Source organism: Spirosoma panaciterrae DSM 21099 (assembly GCF_000374025.1).
Classification (GTDB): Bacteria; Bacteroidota; Bacteroidia; order Cytophagales; family Spirosomataceae; genus Spirosoma; species Spirosoma panaciterrae.
In genome coordinates, this window is record NZ_KB893195.1 from 318322 (window position 1) to 337243 (window position 18922).

Consider the following 18922-nt stretch of genomic DNA (forward strand, 5'->3'; position numbering starts at 1 on the left):
TCATCAGGTAAACCTTACAGGAATACAGAAAAATACCCTTGCTTTCCTTGCTGAGTGCCCATAAAGAGCAGCCGTTCATTACCAAGCCAACGGGGTGCATAATCGGCCGATGGAATCAGACCGGGTAACAGGTTGATCTGGCGCACTTTGCCCGTTGCCAAATCCCGAACCCACAGACTATAGACAGTAGCCGACGGGCTTGTTCGCGTACTTAGAAACGCAAGCAATTTACCATCAGGCGAAAACGACGGCGCTGTATCGACCCAGCCGGGTTGCGCATCAAAAAATTTCACTTCGCCCCCTCCATCGGGCGAATACAAGGAAATAACACCCCGCCACTGTTGGCTATTCCCTTCGCTCCGGCCGCGCGACACGGCAATGAACTGACCGTCCGGCGACCAGTCTATGTCGGTTTGTCGAATGTAATTTGCGTCCTTAATGAGTAAACTAGCTGTCAGCGGAATGGCAGATCCACCCGATGACGCTATTTTCCAAAGGCGGGATTCTTTGTTGGAAACCGTGGAGAACGCCAGCCACTTACCATCCGGCGACCAATCTATACCCTGTATCCAGTCGGCATCGGCCACGGGCAGAATGCGCGTTTGTTCAGAGGTAATGTCGTAGAGGATGATTCCCTTTTCTGTTCGGGACGGATACGCCAACTGCTGCCCATCTGGCGAAAACGAGGCTAGCCCTCCCAGTCGGGTTACCAGTTTTGTCGAAACTTGCTGTTCGTTTTGCAGGCTGGCTACATACAATGGACTTATATACTGACCTGGCCCTTCTTCAACCAGCAACGAATACGTAGCCTTTTTGCCATCCACCGTCACATCTCCTCCCGTAACAGTGGTTAAACTTCCAAATCCGGGATAGTAAAGCGACTGCGATAGAAGTCCGTTTGTTACCATAACCACATTGGAGTTCACCGGAGGGGCAGTTTTGTTGTTCGATACAATCCGGGCAACCAGTTGCTCACCAACCGAAGCCACTGGAATACGAATTGATTTTTGGTCAGCGCTTAGGGTCTGATACGTGCGAAACGGCCCTAACTCACCGGAGGCAATCTGTACGTCATAGGTTTCGGCTTCGACATCCGCAATATCGGGGCAGGGTGCCGTAATGCAAATGAGCCGTATTTCCTGCCAACTGAGTGTATAATCAGTGCCACTTACCGCAATCTGCAGGCTAACGGGTCTTACTCGTTTAGTCGGATCAACCGCAACCTCCTCACCCTCCCGGCATGAAATCAGACACGTAAACACAATCGACCAGAGAAGGAAACGCTTCATCATAAGACCAGTAGCCCATTTTACGCCCTGAAGACCCCAATCCATGCTAAAAGGTTGGGATACTACGTATCTAATAATCAGGAAGCTCACCAACCTGGTGGTCTCTGGCCACCGCCCTGCCTTCCGAAACGCCAGGGCAGAATCATACCCTTTGCTCGTTCCATCGGTGCCCCCTTCAAATCCTGTATTTTTCCGGCTATGATTTTGCCAGACTTCCTTAGAGATACTCTGTCATGTTCTGCCTAAACCAGTACCCGTCAGCCGCATAAACCATTAAAATCAAAAGCAACCATAAGGAGCCTAAAAATCCGTACTCTAACCTGATTAGTAAATCTACGATAGCGGCTTTTTTGTCGGAATCCGACTTTGCATTTTCGATACCGTATGTTCGATGCGATCAAAAGCCTGCGACTGAGTTTATTACACATGGGGTTTATCCAACTCGATTCGCGCTGGCAGTACGACCAGGTGATCAGTCCGTTTTCGCGTCTGTACCTGATTACGGATGGTGAAGGCTGGGTATGGCATAACGGGCAGAAATTTACGTTAAAACCCGGCCACCTTTACCTGATTCCGAGCTTTACCTACAGCCGCTACCACTGCGACCAGTTTCTGGAACAGTACTACATCAGTTTTTTCGACGAGATGCGTGAGGGGCTATCCATTTACGACCTCAAATCGATGCGCTATGAAGTCGAAGCCCAACCGCTCGATTATAGCCTGATGGCGCGTCTTTTAGCGCAGAATCCCGGCCGAACCATCCAGCAACCCAATCCGAAAGAGTATGATAACCGCCCCGAAGTGCTCAGTTTTAATCAGCCCCGACCCAACCAGTCGATGAGTCAGTTTGTGGAAACGAACGGGATTCTGCTACAGCTTTTTTCCCGTTTTCTGGGGGTTGAAAACGAGGACGACCAGCAGCGGGCCAAAGGGTTGCACCAACTGGCGTCGGTACTTCAGTACATTGATGGTCATTTGCACGATAAACTGACGGTCGAACAACTGGCAGCCAAGGTCCACCTGCACGTCGATTATTTTTCCCGGCTCTTCTTGAGCATTGTGGGTGTTCGCCCGATAGACTATATCATCAACAAACGGCTGGAACGCGCCCAGTTGCTGATCATGACCTCCCCAATGGCGCTGAAAGAAATAGCCGAATCGGTAGGTATTCCCAGCATTTATTATTTCTCCCGACTTTTCAAACGTCGATTCGGCATCCCTCCAGGTCAGTACCGCGAAACAGCCTGGTCTATGTAACTTTTTAGCGATTCCCCTGCTACCAGCGTCGAGCTGCAACACGGCTAAGTAACTAACTGGCTTTCTTAACCTTACTGCAAACCTCCTTGCCCAGCCCCCGTATCCGGTCAGTAGCGCTCTGGTAGAATTTGCGGTTGAGTCATCAGGCAGTTTTTAACCATACGCGGTATTTATGGTTAATTAGGTAATGAAACAATCAACTCAACAGCGATGAAACAACTTATTACAACGACAACGCTGCTTGTGGCCTTTACACTGGCCGTTCAGGCTCAGAGCAGGTCCGACTCAACAGGCAGGCAGAAACCCATTCTGTCGGAGGAGACCCGGCAGAACATTAATCAGAAAAGTACGCAGGCGGCTGAAAAATTTGAGGAAACGCTGGATCAATCGATCTCCTATCAGCAACGCAATCAGCTTAGCTGGTTTCAGCCAGGCAATCTGTTTTTGGGCGGTGGGCTCGGAATGGGTGCCGCCAACGGGCAGGCCTATCTGGCCCTGAATACCCGCATTGGTTATTTCTTTCAGCCGGGCTTCACGGCTGGCCTCCGCTTCGATACCGACCGGCTGGTTGGCAACAAATATAACTCCCGGCAAATCGGTGCGTTTGCCCGTTATTATCCGTTCCGTACTCGTATTAGCAGTTTTCTGGGCGCAAGCCTGAACAGTGGTCGCGAATTTTCGGAAAACTTGCCCCCTGAGGCCAAAGCAAGATATACCAGTGTTGGACTGGAGGTGGGGGTGATGGCCTGGATTCTGCATCGACTGGGTGCCGAACTTTCGTATGAAAGTAATTTTTACAATAAGCTCGATCCAACCGTCAGTCGGGGCAAGGGCAATCGAATCAAACTGGGGGTAAATTATTATTTCGGACAGATCAGCAATCGGGGGGTAAAACTAACCCGATAACCCCGAAAAGGCCAACTGGAGAACGCCCATTCAGCGCCATTGGCACACAAAAACATGATTTTTTAGCCACTCTTGTCTACGCGTCTATTGGTTAGCTAACGGCCATTAAGACTGGCATTATCCATAATTTAAACAATACACAACAACGTTATGAAAAGGAACATACTAACCGTAGCAGCTATGCTGGCTGCTGTAGTGGGTTTATCATCCTGTGCCGCCACAGAGCGCTGGGTTTACGGTAATTCGAGTAATAGTCGGCAGGACATCGCCCCCCAACGCTCAACGAGTACCATGCGAGACCGCCAGTCGGACCGGGACCGGGATCGCGACGAATCCATATTTAGCAGCCGTCGTAACAGGAACGATCGCCGGATGAACGATGATGACTACAACGATCAGTACACAGGCACGTATCGCAACCCCTATCGTTCAGGTAACGACCGCTATGATCGGTCGGACCGAAGATCCGATAACCGCAGCTATATGAATTCTTACCGGGATTATGATGATCGCGACTACGACGATCGGAACTATAGCCGCCGGGATGATGCCAACCGGGATTCGTACAACGATCGGTCCTATAACCGACGGGACGATTCGTACGCCCGACGATCGGACGACCGGGACTCCTACAATAGTCGGTCCGACTACGACCGCAACCGCAACCGGAATGATGCCTACGACAATCGATCCGATTCGTACCGGGACCGGGATCGACGCGACAACTCGAACAACGATAACGACCGTCGATACGATGACCGCAACGCATCGGACAATCGGATGCGGAACAATGACCGCTATAGCGATAATGATCGATACAACACCGACCGCGACCGTCAGTATGATGACCGCCGAAGCGATAACGGCAACCGGGATTCGTATTCGATGAATGACAATCGTCGGAATATGGACCGGAATACCAATGATGACCGGAACGACAACCAAACGATGAATTCGTCGCCTGATCGGCAGCGTTCTGACGACATGGCGTATCGGAGAAATGGGGAGAATCGCAATACGGATTCGGACATGAATCGATCAAGCAATATGAGTGGTAGCCGTACGTCTGATTCCATGCGCGACCGCCCGATGAACCGGGATCAGCGCGATTTACTGGATCGTATGGCTGAGCAGATGGACAAACTTGATCAGAAAATCGACGAAACGAAAGCCGATGTCAAAAATGAAAGCCGAAAAGAACGTAATAAGCGAGAGGATCGGGTACGCGACCTGGAAGAAAAGCGCAGCCAATTGTCCTATGCGTACTACAAAGTGCAACGGTCGAGTGAAGATGCATTCGATAAGCTAAAGAAAGAGACCAATAAGCTTGTCGATGATGTAACCGACGCGCTTGACGACAAAAAATAACGCTTAGTCGGCTAGTATAGAAAAGGGGGACAGCAACACAACGTTACTGCCCCCTTTTCTATTGGTTTATGAGATCTATCCAGCAAAGCGATTCTGATTACTTTGTGTCATCCCGTGCTACCCCTTAAAATTTAACCCCAAGGTTTACGCCCAATATTCGGCGTTGACTGTTACCACTGCTCAACACATCGGCAAAGCCATGGTGGTATACAAAGCTCAACATGATGGGACCCGCATCGAAGCCAAGATTCACCAGGCCGTTGATGGTAGCAGCCTGAAAATCGGCATTGCCCAGGTTGAAATCATTTTTATCGGTACTCAGTGGGGTAGCATATTCAGCGCCAACTGCCAGACGGACCGCCGATACCCCCCGATCCGACTGGGCCAGTTTGACCCCAATGTAAGCTGGTACATGCAGATAGCGCTGATCGATATTGGCCGTAATATCACTCACACTGCCCACCTGTCCATCACCGGCCCGGTAAAACTCAGAACTTGATGTCAGGTACTCAGCACCGATCTGACCATACACTCGACCACCACCACGTACAAAAAAGCCTAGCTGATAGCCCAGCCGTCCGGTCAATTTTTTATTATCCACATTTTCACCTTCGAAACGGGTCGAGTTAGCTCCTGCGTAAATGCCAAACGTAAAATGTTTGTACTTCTCCCGGCGCTCCTGACGCTCAGTCACTTCCTGATTGCGCATGCCATCTTCAAACCCTTCGTCGTACGCTTTACTCAAATCCTCCTCGCTAAATCGTCGATTATCGTCGTAGCGATCTTCATATCGGTTATCATACCGGGGGTTTTCGTCGTTTCGGCGATTGTATTCTCTGCGTTCATCAAGCACCCGTTCGCGGTCTCGGTCACTTTGTCGATCATACCGACGCTGATCCCGCATACGATCCGAACGGTCGTTGTACCGATCGTCGTATGAATTGTACTGCTGGCCCAAAGCCAGTGTTGCGCTACAAAGGCCAGCTAAAACTAAACCTGTTTTTGAAAAAGTTTTCATAAAAATTAGCGTTGAGTATATACAGTACAACACTGAGTTACTCGTAATGTTTGGCCTGTTGAGCAGATAAGAACCCAATGAAGTAGCCTATATACCCGGTTCAGGCTACCTATTTTTCGCCAAGTTCGGTTCGATAGCTAGCCACAGCTGGCCAGACGGTTGTTCTCTGTTTTTTTACGGTATCACCTAAATGCCTCATTTTCGCGGCATTGTCTAATTGCTTAAATTGTATATTATATTTTTATTATATAACATACAACTATATTAGTCAATCTCGTATTTTTGCCCCTGATAATCCCTGCCAGTTTACAACAATACAATGATCTTCGATAGGGTTTCAACGGGAAAACGGCTACCTGGTTAGTACATCACCCATTGAAACCCTATTTTTTTCGGAAGACTTTGCGGGAGCCTTACCACACGTTTCAACCCAGGCTCGCTTACCCGATTGGTTTCCGTCGTATCTTTGCTCCATGAAATCGGTTACGTCTCTCTTTCTGGGCATCCTGCTCTTGGCTGGCAGTCTGTTTCCGCAAACGGACGTAGAAGAAGTATTTAAAATTCCGGGGTTGCTGGCGCATTACCAATTGCATAAAAAGACCGCCGGAAATGGTTTCAACTTCTGGCAATTTCTGGACATGCATTACAACGCATCGTCCAAACATGCCAAAACCCCTCACCAGGGGGTAAAAATCCCGCTTTTCAATCACCTGTCTATGGGGTTCGTCTTTACCTTGACGCAACCCCAGGTATTAGCGGTCAGGCAGTTTACCGTATTCTTACTGCCTAAGGTTCTGTATTCGTATCAGAATCTGTATTCCTACCAGAACACTTCATTTCTGTTTCAGCCTCCACAACGCGGGTAACTCACCGTTTAAGGCTCTACATACCGACTATATGTTCTCAGACAGGTAGTCGGGTAGCGGCTATTTATTTCTCAACGAGTTACTCACATTATGCTGCAAAAAATCATTCAGTTCAGCATCCGCCAAAAGCTGATGGTGGGGCTGGGCGTGGTGGCGTTGATTGCCTGGGGAACCTATGCCCTCCGGCAATTACCCATCGACGCTATTCCTGATATTACCAATAATCAGGTTCAGGTCATTACGCAGGTGCCCTCGCTGGCGGCTCAGGAAACCGAACAGTTTATTACTTTTCCGCTCGAAACCACCCTCCGGAATGTACCGGGCGTTACCGAAATCCGGTCCATCTCCCGGTTTGGTCTGTCGGTCATCACAGTGGTATTTGACGAAGCCACCCCCACCTTTCAGGCCCGTCAGTTGGTAACAGAACAGCTCAAAGCCGCAGAGTCGAGCCTGACCGCCGGATCACCGCAACTGGCTCCGATCACAACCGGCCTGGGCGAAATTTATCAATACGTCGTTCGGCCCAAAGAGGGTTTCGAGCATCGCTATTCGGCTACGGATCTACGAACTGTGCAGGATTGGCTGGTCAAGCGCCAACTGGCGGGTGTGCCCGGTGTAGTCGACATCAGTAGCCTGGGCGGGTATCTGAAAGAATACGAGGTTCGGATCAATCCCGAGCGACTACACGGCATGGGCACCAGCCTCACCGAAGTGATGGACGCGCTCACGGCCAACAACGCCAACACGGGCGGCAGCTATATCGAAAAAGGGCCGGAAGCCTTTTTTATCCGGGGCGAAGGCATGGTCAAAACCCCCGAAGAAATTGGGCAGATCGTCGTGAAAAATGTAGGTTCCACCCCCGTTCTGGTTCGGGATGTGGCGCAGGTCGATTATGGCCATGCGGTTCGGTACGGCGCTATGACCCGCAACGGCCGGGGCGAGGTAGTCGGCGGTATAGTCCTGATGCTCAAAGGAGCATCGTCCGAAAAGACCATCGAAGGGGTTAAGCAACGCATTGCCGACGTACAGAAAAGTTTGCCAACGGGGCTGGTGATCGAACCGTTTCTGGATCGGAAAGTACTCATCGACAAAGCCATTCATACGGTTACCAAAAATCTGCTGGAGGGTGGGCTGATCGTAATGAGCGTACTGCTGCTCCTGCTGGGCAACTGGCGGGCGGGTGTGGTCGTAGCTTCGGTCATTCCGCTCTGTATGCTATTTGCTCTCGGTCTGATGCACGTCTTTGGGGTATCAGCGAACCTGATGAGCCTGGGGGCTATTGATTTTGGACTGCTGGTCGATGGGGCCGTTATCATCGTCGAGAGTATGATTTTCAGTATCGTTCATTCCCAGGCGACCCGGATGCAGTCGATGGACGAGATTGCGCTGGATTCCGCCAGTCGGCTGATGCGCTCGGCCCTGTTTGGGCAGTTGATTATCCTGATCGTGTACGTACCGATTCTTTCGCTCACAGGCATTGAGGGGAAAATGTTCCGCCCAATGGCCTTAACGGTCGGTTTTGCCATTATGGGTGCCATGCTACTCTGCGTGACCTACGTGCCGATGATGGCGGCCCTATTCCTTCGCAAGGATATTCAGGAAGAAGGCACCCTGGCCGACCGCATCATGAAAACCCTCTACCGGGGCTATTCGCCCTTACTAACCGGAGCCTTGCGCTGGCGTAAAGCCGTTTTAGCGGTGTCGGTCCTAGGGCTGGCAGGGGCATTGTGGCTCTTTGGCCGAATGGGTGGCGAATTTATCCCGAATCTCGACGAAGGCGACATTGCCATCAGCCTGACCCTCAAACCGGGGTCGTCGCTCCGACAAACCATCGAAACCACCGGGCGTATGGAAACGATTCTGAAAAATGGTTTCCCGGAAGTACGTGATGTGATATCCAAAATTGGCACGGCCGAGATTCCAACCGACCCCATGCCCATCGAAGCCGCCGACGTGATGGTGTTGCTGAACGAACCCAGCGAATGGACCTCGGCATCGACCAAAGATGAATTGATCCAGAAAATGGAACGGGCACTAAGCGTATTGCCGGGCCTGACCATCGAGTTTACCCAGCCTATCCAGCTTCGGTTCAATGAGTTGATGACGGGGGTTAAATCCGACATTGCGGTGAAGATTTATGGCGAAGACCTACCTACCCTTTTTACCAAAGCCAATCAGGCGGCCGCCAAAATCCGATCCATTCCGGGCGTTGGCGATTTGAAGGTCGAGCAGATCAGTGGCTTACCGCAAATGCTGGTGTCTTACAATCGGGCGCGACTGGCCCAGTATGGCGTTTCGGTCGCCAACCTGAACCGGATTCTGAAAGCGGCCTTTGCGGGCGAAGTGGCCGGAGCAGTTTTTGAAGGCGAAAAACGCTTCGATCTGGTGGTTCGTCTGGACAGTACCTATCGGCAGGACATCGATAACATTCGTCAACTGTACGTCGACCTGCCTAATGGTCAGCAGGTACCGCTGGCAGAACTGGCCACCATCCGGTATGAAAATGCCCCCATGCAGATTTCGCGGGATAATGCCCGGCGACGCATTACCATTGGGATTAACGTACGGGGTCGGGATGTCGAAAGTCTGGTGGGCGAGATGAAAACGGTCCTGGAAAAAGAGGTGCCTCTACCAGCCGGGTACAGCTACACGTTTGGCGGTCAGTTCGAGAATCTAGTCAAGGCGAAGGAGCGACTGACCATAGCGGTTCCGCTGGCGCTGGTCATGATCGGGCTGCTACTCTACTTTACCTTTGGTTCGGGGGTTCAGGCCCTGCTCATTTTTAGCGCGATTCCGCTCTCGGCCATTGGTGGCGTACTGGCGCTATGGCTGCGGGGGATGCCTTTCAGTATCTCGGCGGGAGTTGGATTCATAGCCCTGTTCGGCATTGCGGTACTCAATGGCATCGTGCTCATCAGCTATTTCAACCAACTCGAACAGGAAGGTGTATCGGACGTAATGGACCGGGTAAAGCAAGGCACTTCCGTCCGGTTCCGACCCGTGGTGATGACAGCGGCAGTCGCGTCGCTGGGGTTTCTGCCCATGGCCCTATCGACCTCTGCCGGAGCCGAAGTCCAAAAACCCCTCGCTACGGTCGTCATTGGCGGGCTGGTATCCGCCACCTTACTCACGCTGATCGTGCTTCCGGTACTGTATAGTCTGGTTAGGTCGGGCCGTAAGCAGGAGCCAATGGCTGATTTGCCTGCGCAAGTGTATAACGATCCAGAAAATCTGTGCTAGTTAATTCACAAACCAATGAAAAAGAGCCAAAATAATACGTGGTACGTCATTCCCTGCCTTTGTGTCCTGTTGGGTGGCTGTACCCATTCTGAAGAAAACAATACAGCAACCACTAAAAAACCGGATTCGCAAAAGCCCAACACCATCTCGATCAGCAGGGCCCAATTTCAGGAAACGGGCATTCAACTGGGAGGCCCGGATACCTTAACCCTGGGCGAGCAAATTCAGGCAACGGGTAAGCTCGAAGCGCCACCCGATCAATGGGCAACGGTTCATGCACCCATGGGCGGCTTTGTTCGCTCAACCCGATTGGTGGAAGGCGATTTTGTCAAAAAAGGGCACGTACTGGCCATGCTCGAACACCCCGACTACATCAAGCTCCAGCAGGAGTATTTGCAGGCTATGGCCAAAAGTCGGTTCGAAAAACAGGAACTTGACCGGCAAACCGAACTCAACCGCGAGGAAGTAGGTGCCCGACGGAAACTTCAGCAATCGACCGCCGATTATGAAACCACCCGCGCCTTACTTACCTCCCTGGAAGCTCAGTTGGCCCAATTACACATCCCGCTGGAAACGCTGCGTACCGGGACCATCACCCGAACCATTCCGCTGCTTGCCCCCATTAGCGGCTATGTCGATAACGTAAATCTGCGACTTGGGCAGTATGTGGGTACGAGCGACGAACTGGTTGAGATCGTGGGCAAAGAACACCTTTATCTTGAACTCCGTGTGTTTGAAAACGACATTCGAAAGGTGAAAGAAGGGCAAACCGTTCGGTTTACCGTGCCCCAGCAGCAAACGGGAGAGATGCAGGCGGTGGTGTACCGGGTAGGTCAGGCCTTCGATCCGCAGACGAAAACCGTTCTGGTACACGCCAATCTGTTCCGTAAAGACTATGGCCGTTTGTTTGCGGGGTCATACGTTCGGGCGGTTATCCTGTCGGACCCTCGCCAGGTGATCGCCCTGCCCGACGATGCACTGATCCGTGAAGGGAATCGCTCATTCATCTACGTCCGCCAGGCTACCGATTCAACCAACGCGTATCGGTTTCAGCTAGTGCCCATACGAACGGGGGTTACCCAAAACCACCAGACCGAAGTGGAGTTACCCAAATCCGTCAATCCGTCGGCTATTGTGCGCCAGGGCGCTTATTTCATCAGCGCCGAGCGAGCCAAGCTAGCCGGGTAAACCAAACGGGTTTAAACATTTTTTAACAGCCATTCGGGAATAAAACTAGTTAATCAACCAAACGCACACTAACTACCGAATCGCTTCACCACCAAGCGTATACCTCATGGAACAACCAGTCAAACCCCACCAGGCGGAGCGGGGACAGAAAACAACACTCATTGGCATTGCTGTCAGCATCGTTTTGCTGGTAATAAAAGGGACGGCCGGATGGCTGGGGCATTCCTATGCCCTCATTGCTGATGCCATCGAATCGGGAACGGATGTTATTACCTCCACCTTTGTCTGGTTTGGGCTACGGGTTGCCGCCCGGAAACCCGACGAAAACCACCCGTATGGTCACGGAAAAGCTGAGCCCCTGGCGGCTATTGTGGTGTCGATGGCCCTGCTGGGTGCGGCCATCTTTATTGCGGTCGAAAGTATTCATAATATCCAGGTGCCGCACGAAGTTCCGGCTCCGTTTACGCTGGCCGTACTGGCGGGGGTTGTTATTGTCAAAGAAGTGCTGTTCCGGCGCATCGTTCAGGTCGGTACCGAAACCGAAAGCAGTGCGGTAAAAGCCGATGCCTGGCACCACCGCAGCGACGCCATTACGTCGCTGACCGCCTTTGTGGGCATCAGTATTGCGCTAATCGGCGGGCCCGGTTATGAAAGCGCCGACGACTGGGCGGCTTTGCTGGCATCAGGCTTCATTGTTTTCAACGCCTACCACATTTTCCGACCGTCGTTTGGCGAAATCATGGACGAATCCCCCGCTGGCGACTGGAAGGCCGAAATCGAAGCCATCGCCCTGACGGTTCCGAATGTAAAACGGGTGGAGAAATGTATTGTCCGAAAAACAGGCTTTGAGTACTTCGTGGATATGCATGTACAGGTTCCGGCCCATCTGACCGTAAAGCAGGGACACGATATTGCCCATGCCGTAAAACGGGCCATTATGGCCGAAAAACCCGCTGTGTACGATGTATTGATTCACATCGAGCCCCATTGACCAGCCGTCAGAGGGGCTCGATCCGAATTAGTCGAGTAACTGGATCCGGTTCAGCCCGCCCTCAATAACCCGTAGCTTACAGATTGCTTCATTGAGCAGGGATTTGATCGCTTCGTAGTCGGGGTTAATGGCTTCGTTAATCAGTTCGACAACGGTCTGGTGGAGTTGCAGCACTTCGGGTCTTACTTCGTCGCGGGCAATGGCAGCAATCTGTTCCAGCTCGCCATTCCGCTGCTCCAGCAGTTCTTTCACCGTACTGAGCGCCTTGTTGGACCGTCGAAGTTCCATCAAATTGACCACCTGTTTTCCCAGTGCTTTCAGCGCGTTGAGCTGAGAGTCGTTCAACTGCTTCGGGGCATTATCGATCACACACAATGATCCCAGCGGATAGCCGTCCTTATTTACCAGAGGTACCCCGGCATAGAACACCACATGCGGATCGCCCGTCACCAGTGGATTATCGAAAAATCGGTCATCCTGCCGCGAATCCGGTACAATGAATACGTCTGTGGGGTTCAGAATGCTGTGGGCACAAAAAGAAAACTCACGGGGTGTTTCGCGGGTATCCAGCCCATGATTGGATTTAAACCACTGCCGCTTGTCATCGACGAGGCTAATCAGAGCAATGGGCGTCTGACAGATTTCAGACGCTAATGTTGTGATGGCATCGTAGTCCGATTCGGGCAGGGTATCAAGAATATCATAACTTTTTAACGCTTCAATTCGATTCGACTCATCAGTGGGTACGGCTGCACTTTGCATTCGTTCGTTGATTCAGATTAGTTCAGAGAACAAAGCTAAAACCAAAGCCCCTTTTTAGATACAAAAAAAGGCATTCAAGTATCCATTATTTACTACACGCAACGATTTTATCTTTTCAAGACCCACTTTGATACCAAAATTCAATTATAAGATACAAATATCAGCCAGTGGCTAACTGGCCTGCGTGGTCGGACTGGCGTGTTCCTTCGGTTTATACGCATGAGCCGCTTCCAGCAGGCGCTTCTGGATGGAACGACGCAGACGCTCGGGCTCAAGGACAATCATCCCTTCGCCAAAGCCCAGAATTTCTTTTTCCAGTTCGAAATTATGCTGCACACAGAGCCGGATTACGATTCCTTCGGGGGTGCGTTCGAGCACTTCCTGCGAGTGATGAAACGGCTTGGTTTCTACGTAAGGAGCATGTCGATGCGTAACAAACAGTTTCACTTTGATCGGCCGCATCGTTTCACTGACCGATACGCCAATCACATCCCGATAGTACAGTTCCGGGTCAATGTGAGTGCCAACATAATCCACGTCTGGGGCGGGGACCACTGCGTGCATACGGTCCAGCGCCAGGTTCATGATCTGCCCTTTCCCGTCGCGCACGCCCACCGCAAACCAGCGATTTTTAAACTCCTTCAGCCACCAAACGTGGAAGATAAACGTTTGTGGCAGCCGCGCCGAAAAGGACTGGTACTCAAGACGAACTGCCTGTTTCTGAATAACTGCCTGATAGAGCACATCTAGAAAATGAAGCCCTTTCAGCCCATCGTTTTTCTCGAAATCGATCACCGGAACGGATTTTTGGGCCGTTGAGTATACATAATCTTCCAGTTTCTGCACCACTTCGTTCAGAGCCGTAAAGTGCGAAAATCCCTTAAACTGCTTCAACACCTCCACGGCCTCATTCATCCTGACCAGATCCCCATCCGACAGCGGAATGTTGGTGATGCTGTAGGCCGGGTCGTCGTAGGTATAGTATTTTTTGTCGACAACAATGATCGGTGCAAAATAGCCCAGCTTATCGCTTCGCATCATCTGCAGATCGGCCTGAATGGTCCGTCGGCTGATGCCTTTGTCGATGCCTTCGTATTCATACAGGGCTTCCGATACTTTTTCGATCAACGCTTCCAGGGTCCATCTACGCTGCCGATTGCGCAGGCAGGCATCCAGGGTTTTATAACGAATCAGGGCATTGCGGTTGGCGGGCATCGTGATTAGTGTTGGTTATTGGCTATTTTTTTGAGAAAAATGAAAAAAATTTCTCAACTGCGCAAAAAGACTGCGCAGTTACCTCGAATCTTTGCAACGATGGAAACATCAATACCCAAACCGGATGCGGGTTTCTGTATAGCCCCATAGTATCGCAGCCCCTGGCTGATACCGATATGCTGTTGGTTATGGATGCGTTCTGTCTCTATGTGTTGGAGGTTCGAGTCCTCCCTTTGTTTTGGCAAAGTAGCTTAAGGGTAGAGCAATAGGAAAATGCAGGTTCGAATCCTGCTATCAACTCTAAAGGTTGATCCATTGGTTGGGAAGACGGCCACTTCTAAAAAGGTCTCCAGGATCCATAATCAGCAAGGAGCTATCGGGTTGCTCGATCGGTTCGCCGGGTGAGTGACAGTTTAGCCAGGGCCAGCAGGCCGATACCGCGTTTGTCGGTGTACACTGCTTTGCCGGATGCAAATGGGTCGATTTGTCGACGGATACCGTGTTACGGCACTCTCCTGAAAACACCTCGCCCCTACTCGTTCGTCGAACCTGTGTACCAACGCACTCGCCAACCGGCTTCCGCACAGGCTAAATCGATAGCTCCAGACTGGTTATTCATTCATAACCATTTACAAACACCAAAAAAACAATGAAAACTGTACGCATCCAGGCCTGGCAAATCGGGCTCGTGTTCAAACAGGGCGGGTATACTAAACTGCTTTCGGAAGGAGCTTACTGGCTTTGGCCGAGCGAAACCGTGCATGTCTACAACCGGGGAGAGCGGCTACAGAATCCACCCTGCGATCTGGACGTCTTACTGTCGTATCCAGACGTAGCTGCCGTACTCGATGTGGTTGAAGTGAACGATCATGAAATTGCCCTGCAATACGAAAAGGGGCTTTTCCAATCCATCCTGACCAAAGGTCGCTGGGCTTATTGGAAAGGTGTCAAGCAGTACAACTACCTGAAAGCGGATTTGCGTCAGCTCGACATTCCGGCTACGATTGATCTGGCGTCACTGATGCCAACACCTTTGTCGGCTTATGTGCGCACGACCACCGTAGAAGCGCATGAGCAGGGGGTGCTATTCATCGACTGGACATTCGAGCGGATACTCAAACCGGGTGTTTATTACTGGTGGAAAAACAACACGCCCGTTCATGTGCAGAAAGTAGATACGCGCCAGCAACAGATGGAAGTGTCGGGCCAGGAGATTCTGACCAAAGACAAAGCCTCTCTGCGTCTGAGCTTCTACATTCAGTATCAGGTGCAGGATGTAATCAAAGCGCTGGTCGAGAACAAGGACTACGATAAGCAGTTGTACGTGGCGATTCAGTTGGCCCTACGGGAATACATCGGCGGTCTGACGCTCGATGAATTGCTGGATAAAAAAGGCGAACTTGCTCCATTTGTGCTGGCATCCACGGCCGGTAAAGCAGCCGAATTGGGGGTCGACCTGCGAAACGGTGGGGTACGCGACATTATCCTGCCGGGCGACATGCGCGACATCATGAACCAGGTGCTGATGGCCGAAAAGAAAGCCCAGGCTAACAGCATCATGCGCCGGGAAGAAACCGCTTCGACCCGTAGCCTGCTGAACACGGCCAAACTGATGGAGGACAACGAAATGCTCTGGAAATTGAAAGAGATGGAATACGTCGAGAAGATTGCGGATAAGATCAGTTCAATTTCCGTATCCAACGACGGATCGATGGTCGATCAATTGAAACAGCTATTTATACGGCCAAAGTAACGCGGGTGGAAGCCCATGCTGTTTAAATCGCTATAAATCGCGGGTTTCTACCCGCATTACACTATGGAAACACTAATTTCAATCGACGATATCTTAACGCTTGGGCCTATTCCGGAGTCGTTGCATACGCCCTTTCTGCGGGTAGCCAACGGTCTGACTCAACGGGCCGAATACCCTAAGGAAAAAGTAATGGGGTTGCTGGCGCAGATGCTCCAGAACCCCAAAAAATTCGCTTACTCGAAAAACAAGGTAACCAACCTCGCCCGAGCCATTTATGACCTGAACAAGCAGGGTATTGCCATCCCCTTGAGCGAAACAGGAGCCACGTTCCTGCCACCCGAACCAACGCCGTTTACGCTGAATGCCAGCGGGAGCCAGTCCGAGCAAACCTACGATCTGCGTACCGGGCCCTTGCCGTATGCCGTGTTTGGGCGGGAAAACATTGAAGAAGGGGCGCTGAAACAGATGGAAACAGCCGCCAGCCTGCCCATTTCGGTAGCGGGTGCGCTCATGCCCGATGCCCACCAGGGCTACGGACTACCCATTGGGGGAGTACTGGCGACGGATGCCAACACCGTGATTCCGTTTGCCGTTGGGGTCGACATTGCCTGTCGGATGTGCCTGTCCATCTTCGATTTGCCGCCTGCGTTTTTGAAACGGGAACCACACCTGCTGAAAAAATCGCTGGTGGAGCAAACCAAATTTGGGATCGGTGGCGAAACACGGACGAAGTTCGACGAGTCGGTGATGGACCTGCCCGAATGGACAGCCACCAAAGTGATCCGCGATCTGAAAGACAAAGCCTACCGCCAACTCGGAAGCTCAGGAACAGGCAACCATTTTGTGGAGTGGGGAATCGTGGAAATCTACGCGCAAACGGATGCCGAAACAACCGGTCTCAACTTGCCTCCGGGTGAGTATCTGGCGTTGTTGTCGCACTCCGGTTCGCGGGGGTTTGGGGGAAATGTGGCGACCTATTATTCCAAACTCGCCATGCTGAAAACCAAACTACCCAAACAGGCCGCGCATCTGGCCTGGCTCGACCTGAACACCGAAGAAGGGCAGGAATACTGGATTGCGATGAATCTGGCGGGAGAATACGCATCGGCCAACCACCACGAGATTCATAACAAGCTGGCGAAAGCACTGGGTGAAAAACCGCTGGTGATGATCGAAAACCACCACAATTTTGCCTGGAAAGAGCAGATGCCGGATGGCCGCGAGGTGATTGTCCACCGCAAAGGGGCCACCCCCGCCGGACCGGATGTGCTGGGCATTATTCCCGGCTCAATGACCCAACCCGGCTTTGTGGTACGTGGACGCGGTGACACTAACTCGCTCAACTCGGCCTCGCACGGTGCGGGACGACTGATGTCGCGGACGCAGGCGTTCAACACCGTCACGAACGCGCAGTTGAAGAAAGCCCTACAGGAAGCCGATGTGCAGTTGATTGGGGGAGACCTCGACGAAGCCCCGATGGTGTACAAAAACATCGAAACCGTGATCGACGCCCAACGCGACCTGGTATCCGTTCTGGCAAAGTTCACCCCGAAAATCGTCCGCATGGCCGATGCCAATCGAAAAGAAGGCCGCGAGGACTGAAGTTCATTTTTACCTTCCCGAAAGTTTCGTGCTTTCGGGAAGGCTTTGAGCCAATTACTTTCAGCAATTTCCCCAAATACATTTTTCTTGCCAGTGTATTTGGGTAATAGGATGATTAGTACTTTCGTAGGTCTATAAATTAGCGGTAAGGCCAGGTCGACAATCAACTATTTACAAACAAACAATTTTATAAATGACTTTACGGGAGATTTGTTTTACAGTATTCTTATCAGCATTTGTACTATCAGGTTGTAATGGCCAAGACAATCGAATTTCTGAATTACCTTTTACACTAGACAAAAGACTACTGGTTTTCAAAGGGCAACTAAACGGAGTTGAAACAAATTTTGCTTTTGACACAGGCGCTGCCGAAGGCATTGCCACATCCAATGAAGAAAATACGAAAGGAATTGAAAGAAAGACTTCGACACAACGTATATTAGATGGAAATGGCAAAATTGCTTATTTACAGACAGGGATAACAAAAGAACTTTCAATTGGAGATTTTAAGTTTAAAAATGTAAAGGCCACTATAACTGATATGCAATACTTACAATGTATGAACTTGTATTTATTAGGGGCCGATGTAATCAGACAACTAAACTGGGAAATTGATTTTGAAAAAATGACTCTAAAAGTTTCTAAAAATACACTTGAAACTACGGTAGATATGCCAATAATTCCGATAAATTATGAATACAACACAATCGTAACAAAACTAAAGATAAACTCAATGGACTTTAAAAATGTCTTAATTGATTTCGGATACACAGGAGTTATGGAAATACCTACGGGAAATGGCACTATCAAACAGTTTATAGACTATAAAAAAAGTAAAAACTTAGTGGCTACAACAGTTTCATCAACATATGCAGCTATAGGAATATCAAAACCGACTTTTGTAGAAAAGGTAACCCTTGATAGTCTAACCATTAATGGAAAACAATTCTATAACATTCCAGCAGAGTTTAAAGCAAATATCAATATCAAGCTAGGACTTAGTTTTTTTAGTTCAACCTGTAAAAAATTAATCATCAACAATAACGACAAAAAAATCTATTTACAATTAAAAGATAACTATGATTTCAAGAGTTCTTTTCCTGTTGCAGTGGTAATGAAAAATGGGAGCCTAAAAATAGCAGCAACTTCAATTAGTGATCAACTTATTGCAAACAGTTTTGTTATTGATGAAGAGATAAAAACTATTAACGGAAAGTCAGGAAGCGATTTTAAAAGTGAGTGTGAGTTTTTAAATTGGTATTACTTAACAGCCTGGGATAAGCTAATCATTAAGAAAATAAACGGACAAGAAATAGAAGTCAGAAGAATCCCTAACCGCTAACATTGACTTTAGCAAAATGGCGCTGGCAATTATAAAGTCAATTATGTGCTACTATCAGCTTCTTTCCAAGCCCGACATTATAAATTAAGCTACAGAATTAGTCATTGCCATTACACGATTCGCAT

Annotated in this window: 15 protein-coding genes; 10 read left to right on the forward strand and 5 right to left on the reverse strand. The window is 50.3% G+C overall.

The genetic code is table 11. The annotated features are described in order from the left end of the window. Positions 1-14 precede the first annotated feature (14 nt). Complete coding sequence (locus tag B153_RS0122100) at positions 15-1334, reverse strand: PD40 domain-containing protein (RefSeq protein ID WP_020598929.1); 1320 nt, start codon at positions 1332-1334, stop codon at positions 15-17. A 321-nt stretch (positions 1335-1655) separates the two neighbouring features. Here B153_RS0122100 and B153_RS0122105 point away from each other — a divergent pair, with 321 nt between their 5' ends. From B153_RS0122105 to B153_RS0122115, 3 genes are all read left to right on the forward strand, one after another. Next, on the forward strand, positions 1656-2546 hold the full coding sequence (locus B153_RS0122105) for an AraC family transcriptional regulator (RefSeq protein WP_245564924.1): 891 nt from the start codon (positions 1656-1658) through the stop codon (positions 2544-2546). A 210-nt stretch (positions 2547-2756) separates the two neighbouring features. Further along, positions 2757-3452, forward strand: a complete 696-nt coding sequence (locus tag B153_RS0122110) for a hypothetical protein (RefSeq protein WP_020598931.1) — start codon at positions 2757-2759, stop codon at positions 3450-3452. A 150-nt stretch (positions 3453-3602) separates the two neighbouring features. After that, complete coding sequence (locus B153_RS0122115; RefSeq protein WP_026262361.1) at positions 3603-4820, forward strand: sll1863 family stress response protein; 1218 nt, start codon at positions 3603-3605, stop codon at positions 4818-4820. 124 nt (positions 4821-4944) lie between these two features. Here B153_RS0122115 and B153_RS0122120 read toward each other — a convergent pair whose 3' ends face one another. Then, positions 4945-5838 (reverse strand): hypothetical protein, encoded by an 894-nt coding sequence (locus B153_RS0122120; RefSeq protein WP_020598933.1) that lies wholly within the window; start codon positions 5836-5838, stop codon positions 4945-4947. Positions 5839-6311: 473 nt separating this feature from the next. Here B153_RS0122120 and B153_RS0122125 point away from each other — a divergent pair, with 473 nt between their 5' ends. From B153_RS0122125 to B153_RS0122140, 4 genes are all read left to right on the forward strand, one after another. After that, a complete protein-coding gene (locus B153_RS0122125) occupies positions 6312-6704 on the forward strand; it encodes a hypothetical protein (RefSeq protein ID WP_020598934.1) in 393 nt (130 codons plus the stop codon). Positions 6705-6794: 90 nt separating this feature from the next. Further along, positions 6795-9944: an efflux RND transporter permease subunit gene (locus B153_RS35650; protein WP_020598935.1), complete on the forward strand. Its 3150-nt coding sequence runs from the start codon at positions 6795-6797 to the stop codon at positions 9942-9944. Positions 9945-9959: 15 nt separating this feature from the next. Continuing rightward, positions 9960-11132, forward strand: coding sequence for an efflux RND transporter periplasmic adaptor subunit (locus tag B153_RS0122135; RefSeq protein ID WP_020598936.1), 1173 nt, complete (start codon positions 9960-9962; stop codon positions 11130-11132). A 106-nt stretch (positions 11133-11238) separates the two neighbouring features. Then, entirely contained in the window at positions 11239-12123 is an 885-nt protein-coding gene (locus tag B153_RS0122140; RefSeq protein ID WP_020598937.1) for a cation diffusion facilitator family transporter, read from the forward strand. Positions 12124-12150: 27 nt separating this feature from the next. Here B153_RS0122140 and B153_RS35655 read toward each other — a convergent pair whose 3' ends face one another. The 3 genes from B153_RS35655 to B153_RS38300 all read right to left on the reverse strand — a co-directional run bounded on the left by B153_RS35655 (position 12151) and on the right by B153_RS38300 (position 14685). Beyond that, positions 12151-12885, reverse strand: coding sequence for a GAF domain-containing protein (locus B153_RS35655; RefSeq protein ID WP_020598938.1), 735 nt, complete (start codon positions 12883-12885; stop codon positions 12151-12153). Positions 12886-13056: 171 nt separating this feature from the next. Then, complete coding sequence (locus tag B153_RS0122150) at positions 13057-14100, reverse strand: helix-turn-helix transcriptional regulator (protein ID WP_020598939.1); 1044 nt, start codon at positions 14098-14100, stop codon at positions 13057-13059. A 300-nt stretch (positions 14101-14400) separates the two neighbouring features. Beyond that, on the reverse strand, positions 14401-14685 hold the full coding sequence (locus B153_RS38300; RefSeq protein ID WP_211221702.1) for a hypothetical protein: 285 nt from the start codon (positions 14683-14685) through the stop codon (positions 14401-14403). Between the two features lie 64 nt (positions 14686-14749). Between B153_RS38300 and B153_RS0122165 the strand changes: the two genes are divergently transcribed. The 3 genes from B153_RS0122165 (at position 14750) to B153_RS0122175 (ending at position 18797) form a co-directional block, all read left to right on the forward strand. Then, positions 14750-15853 (forward strand): slipin family protein, encoded by a 1104-nt coding sequence (locus tag B153_RS0122165; protein ID WP_020598941.1) that lies wholly within the window; start codon positions 14750-14752, stop codon positions 15851-15853. A gap of 63 nt (positions 15854-15916) precedes the next feature. Then, a complete protein-coding gene (locus tag B153_RS0122170; RefSeq protein ID WP_020598942.1) occupies positions 15917-17455 on the forward strand; it encodes an RtcB family protein in 1539 nt (512 codons plus the stop codon). Between the two features lie 193 nt (positions 17456-17648). Beyond that, the gene (locus tag B153_RS0122175; protein WP_020598943.1) at positions 17649-18797 is read left to right on the forward strand and encodes a retropepsin-like aspartic protease; all 1149 of its coding nucleotides are present in this window, start codon (positions 17649-17651) and stop codon (positions 18795-18797) included. Positions 18798-18922: the final 125 nt, after the last annotated feature.

Excerpts from the sequence above, each read along its gene's own strand:
- B153_RS0122135 (WP_020598936.1), top strand. The coding sequence starts at position 9,960 with ATGAAAAAGAGCCAAAATAATACGTGGTACGTCATTCCCTGCCTTTGT.
- B153_RS35655 (WP_020598938.1), bottom strand. The coding sequence starts at position 12,885 with ATGCAAAGTGCAGCCGTACCCACTGATGAGTCGAATCGAATTGAAGCG.
- B153_RS0122150 (WP_020598939.1), bottom strand. The coding sequence starts at position 14,100 with ATGCCCGCCAACCGCAATGCCCTGATTCGTTATAAAACCCTGGATGCC.
- B153_RS0122140 (WP_020598937.1), top strand. The coding sequence starts at position 11,239 with ATGGAACAACCAGTCAAACCCCACCAGGCGGAGCGGGGACAGAAAACA.
- B153_RS35650 (WP_020598935.1), top strand. The coding sequence starts at position 6,795 with ATGCTGCAAAAAATCATTCAGTTCAGCATCCGCCAAAAGCTGATGGTG.
- B153_RS0122125 (WP_020598934.1), top strand. The coding sequence starts at position 6,312 with ATGAAATCGGTTACGTCTCTCTTTCTGGGCATCCTGCTCTTGGCTGGC.
- B153_RS0122100 (WP_020598929.1), bottom strand. The coding sequence starts at position 1,334 with ATGGATTGGGGTCTTCAGGGCGTAAAATGGGCTACTGGTCTTATGATG.
- B153_RS0122170 (WP_020598942.1), top strand. The coding sequence starts at position 15,917 with ATGGAAACACTAATTTCAATCGACGATATCTTAACGCTTGGGCCTATT.
- B153_RS0122115 (WP_026262361.1), top strand. The coding sequence starts at position 3,603 with ATGAAAAGGAACATACTAACCGTAGCAGCTATGCTGGCTGCTGTAGTG.
- B153_RS0122120 (WP_020598933.1), bottom strand. The coding sequence starts at position 5,838 with ATGAAAACTTTTTCAAAAACAGGTTTAGTTTTAGCTGGCCTTTGTAGC.
- B153_RS0122165 (WP_020598941.1), top strand. The coding sequence starts at position 14,750 with ATGAAAACTGTACGCATCCAGGCCTGGCAAATCGGGCTCGTGTTCAAA.
- B153_RS0122110 (WP_020598931.1), top strand. The coding sequence starts at position 2,757 with ATGAAACAACTTATTACAACGACAACGCTGCTTGTGGCCTTTACACTG.
- B153_RS0122175 (WP_020598943.1), top strand. The coding sequence starts at position 17,649 with ATGACTTTACGGGAGATTTGTTTTACAGTATTCTTATCAGCATTTGTA.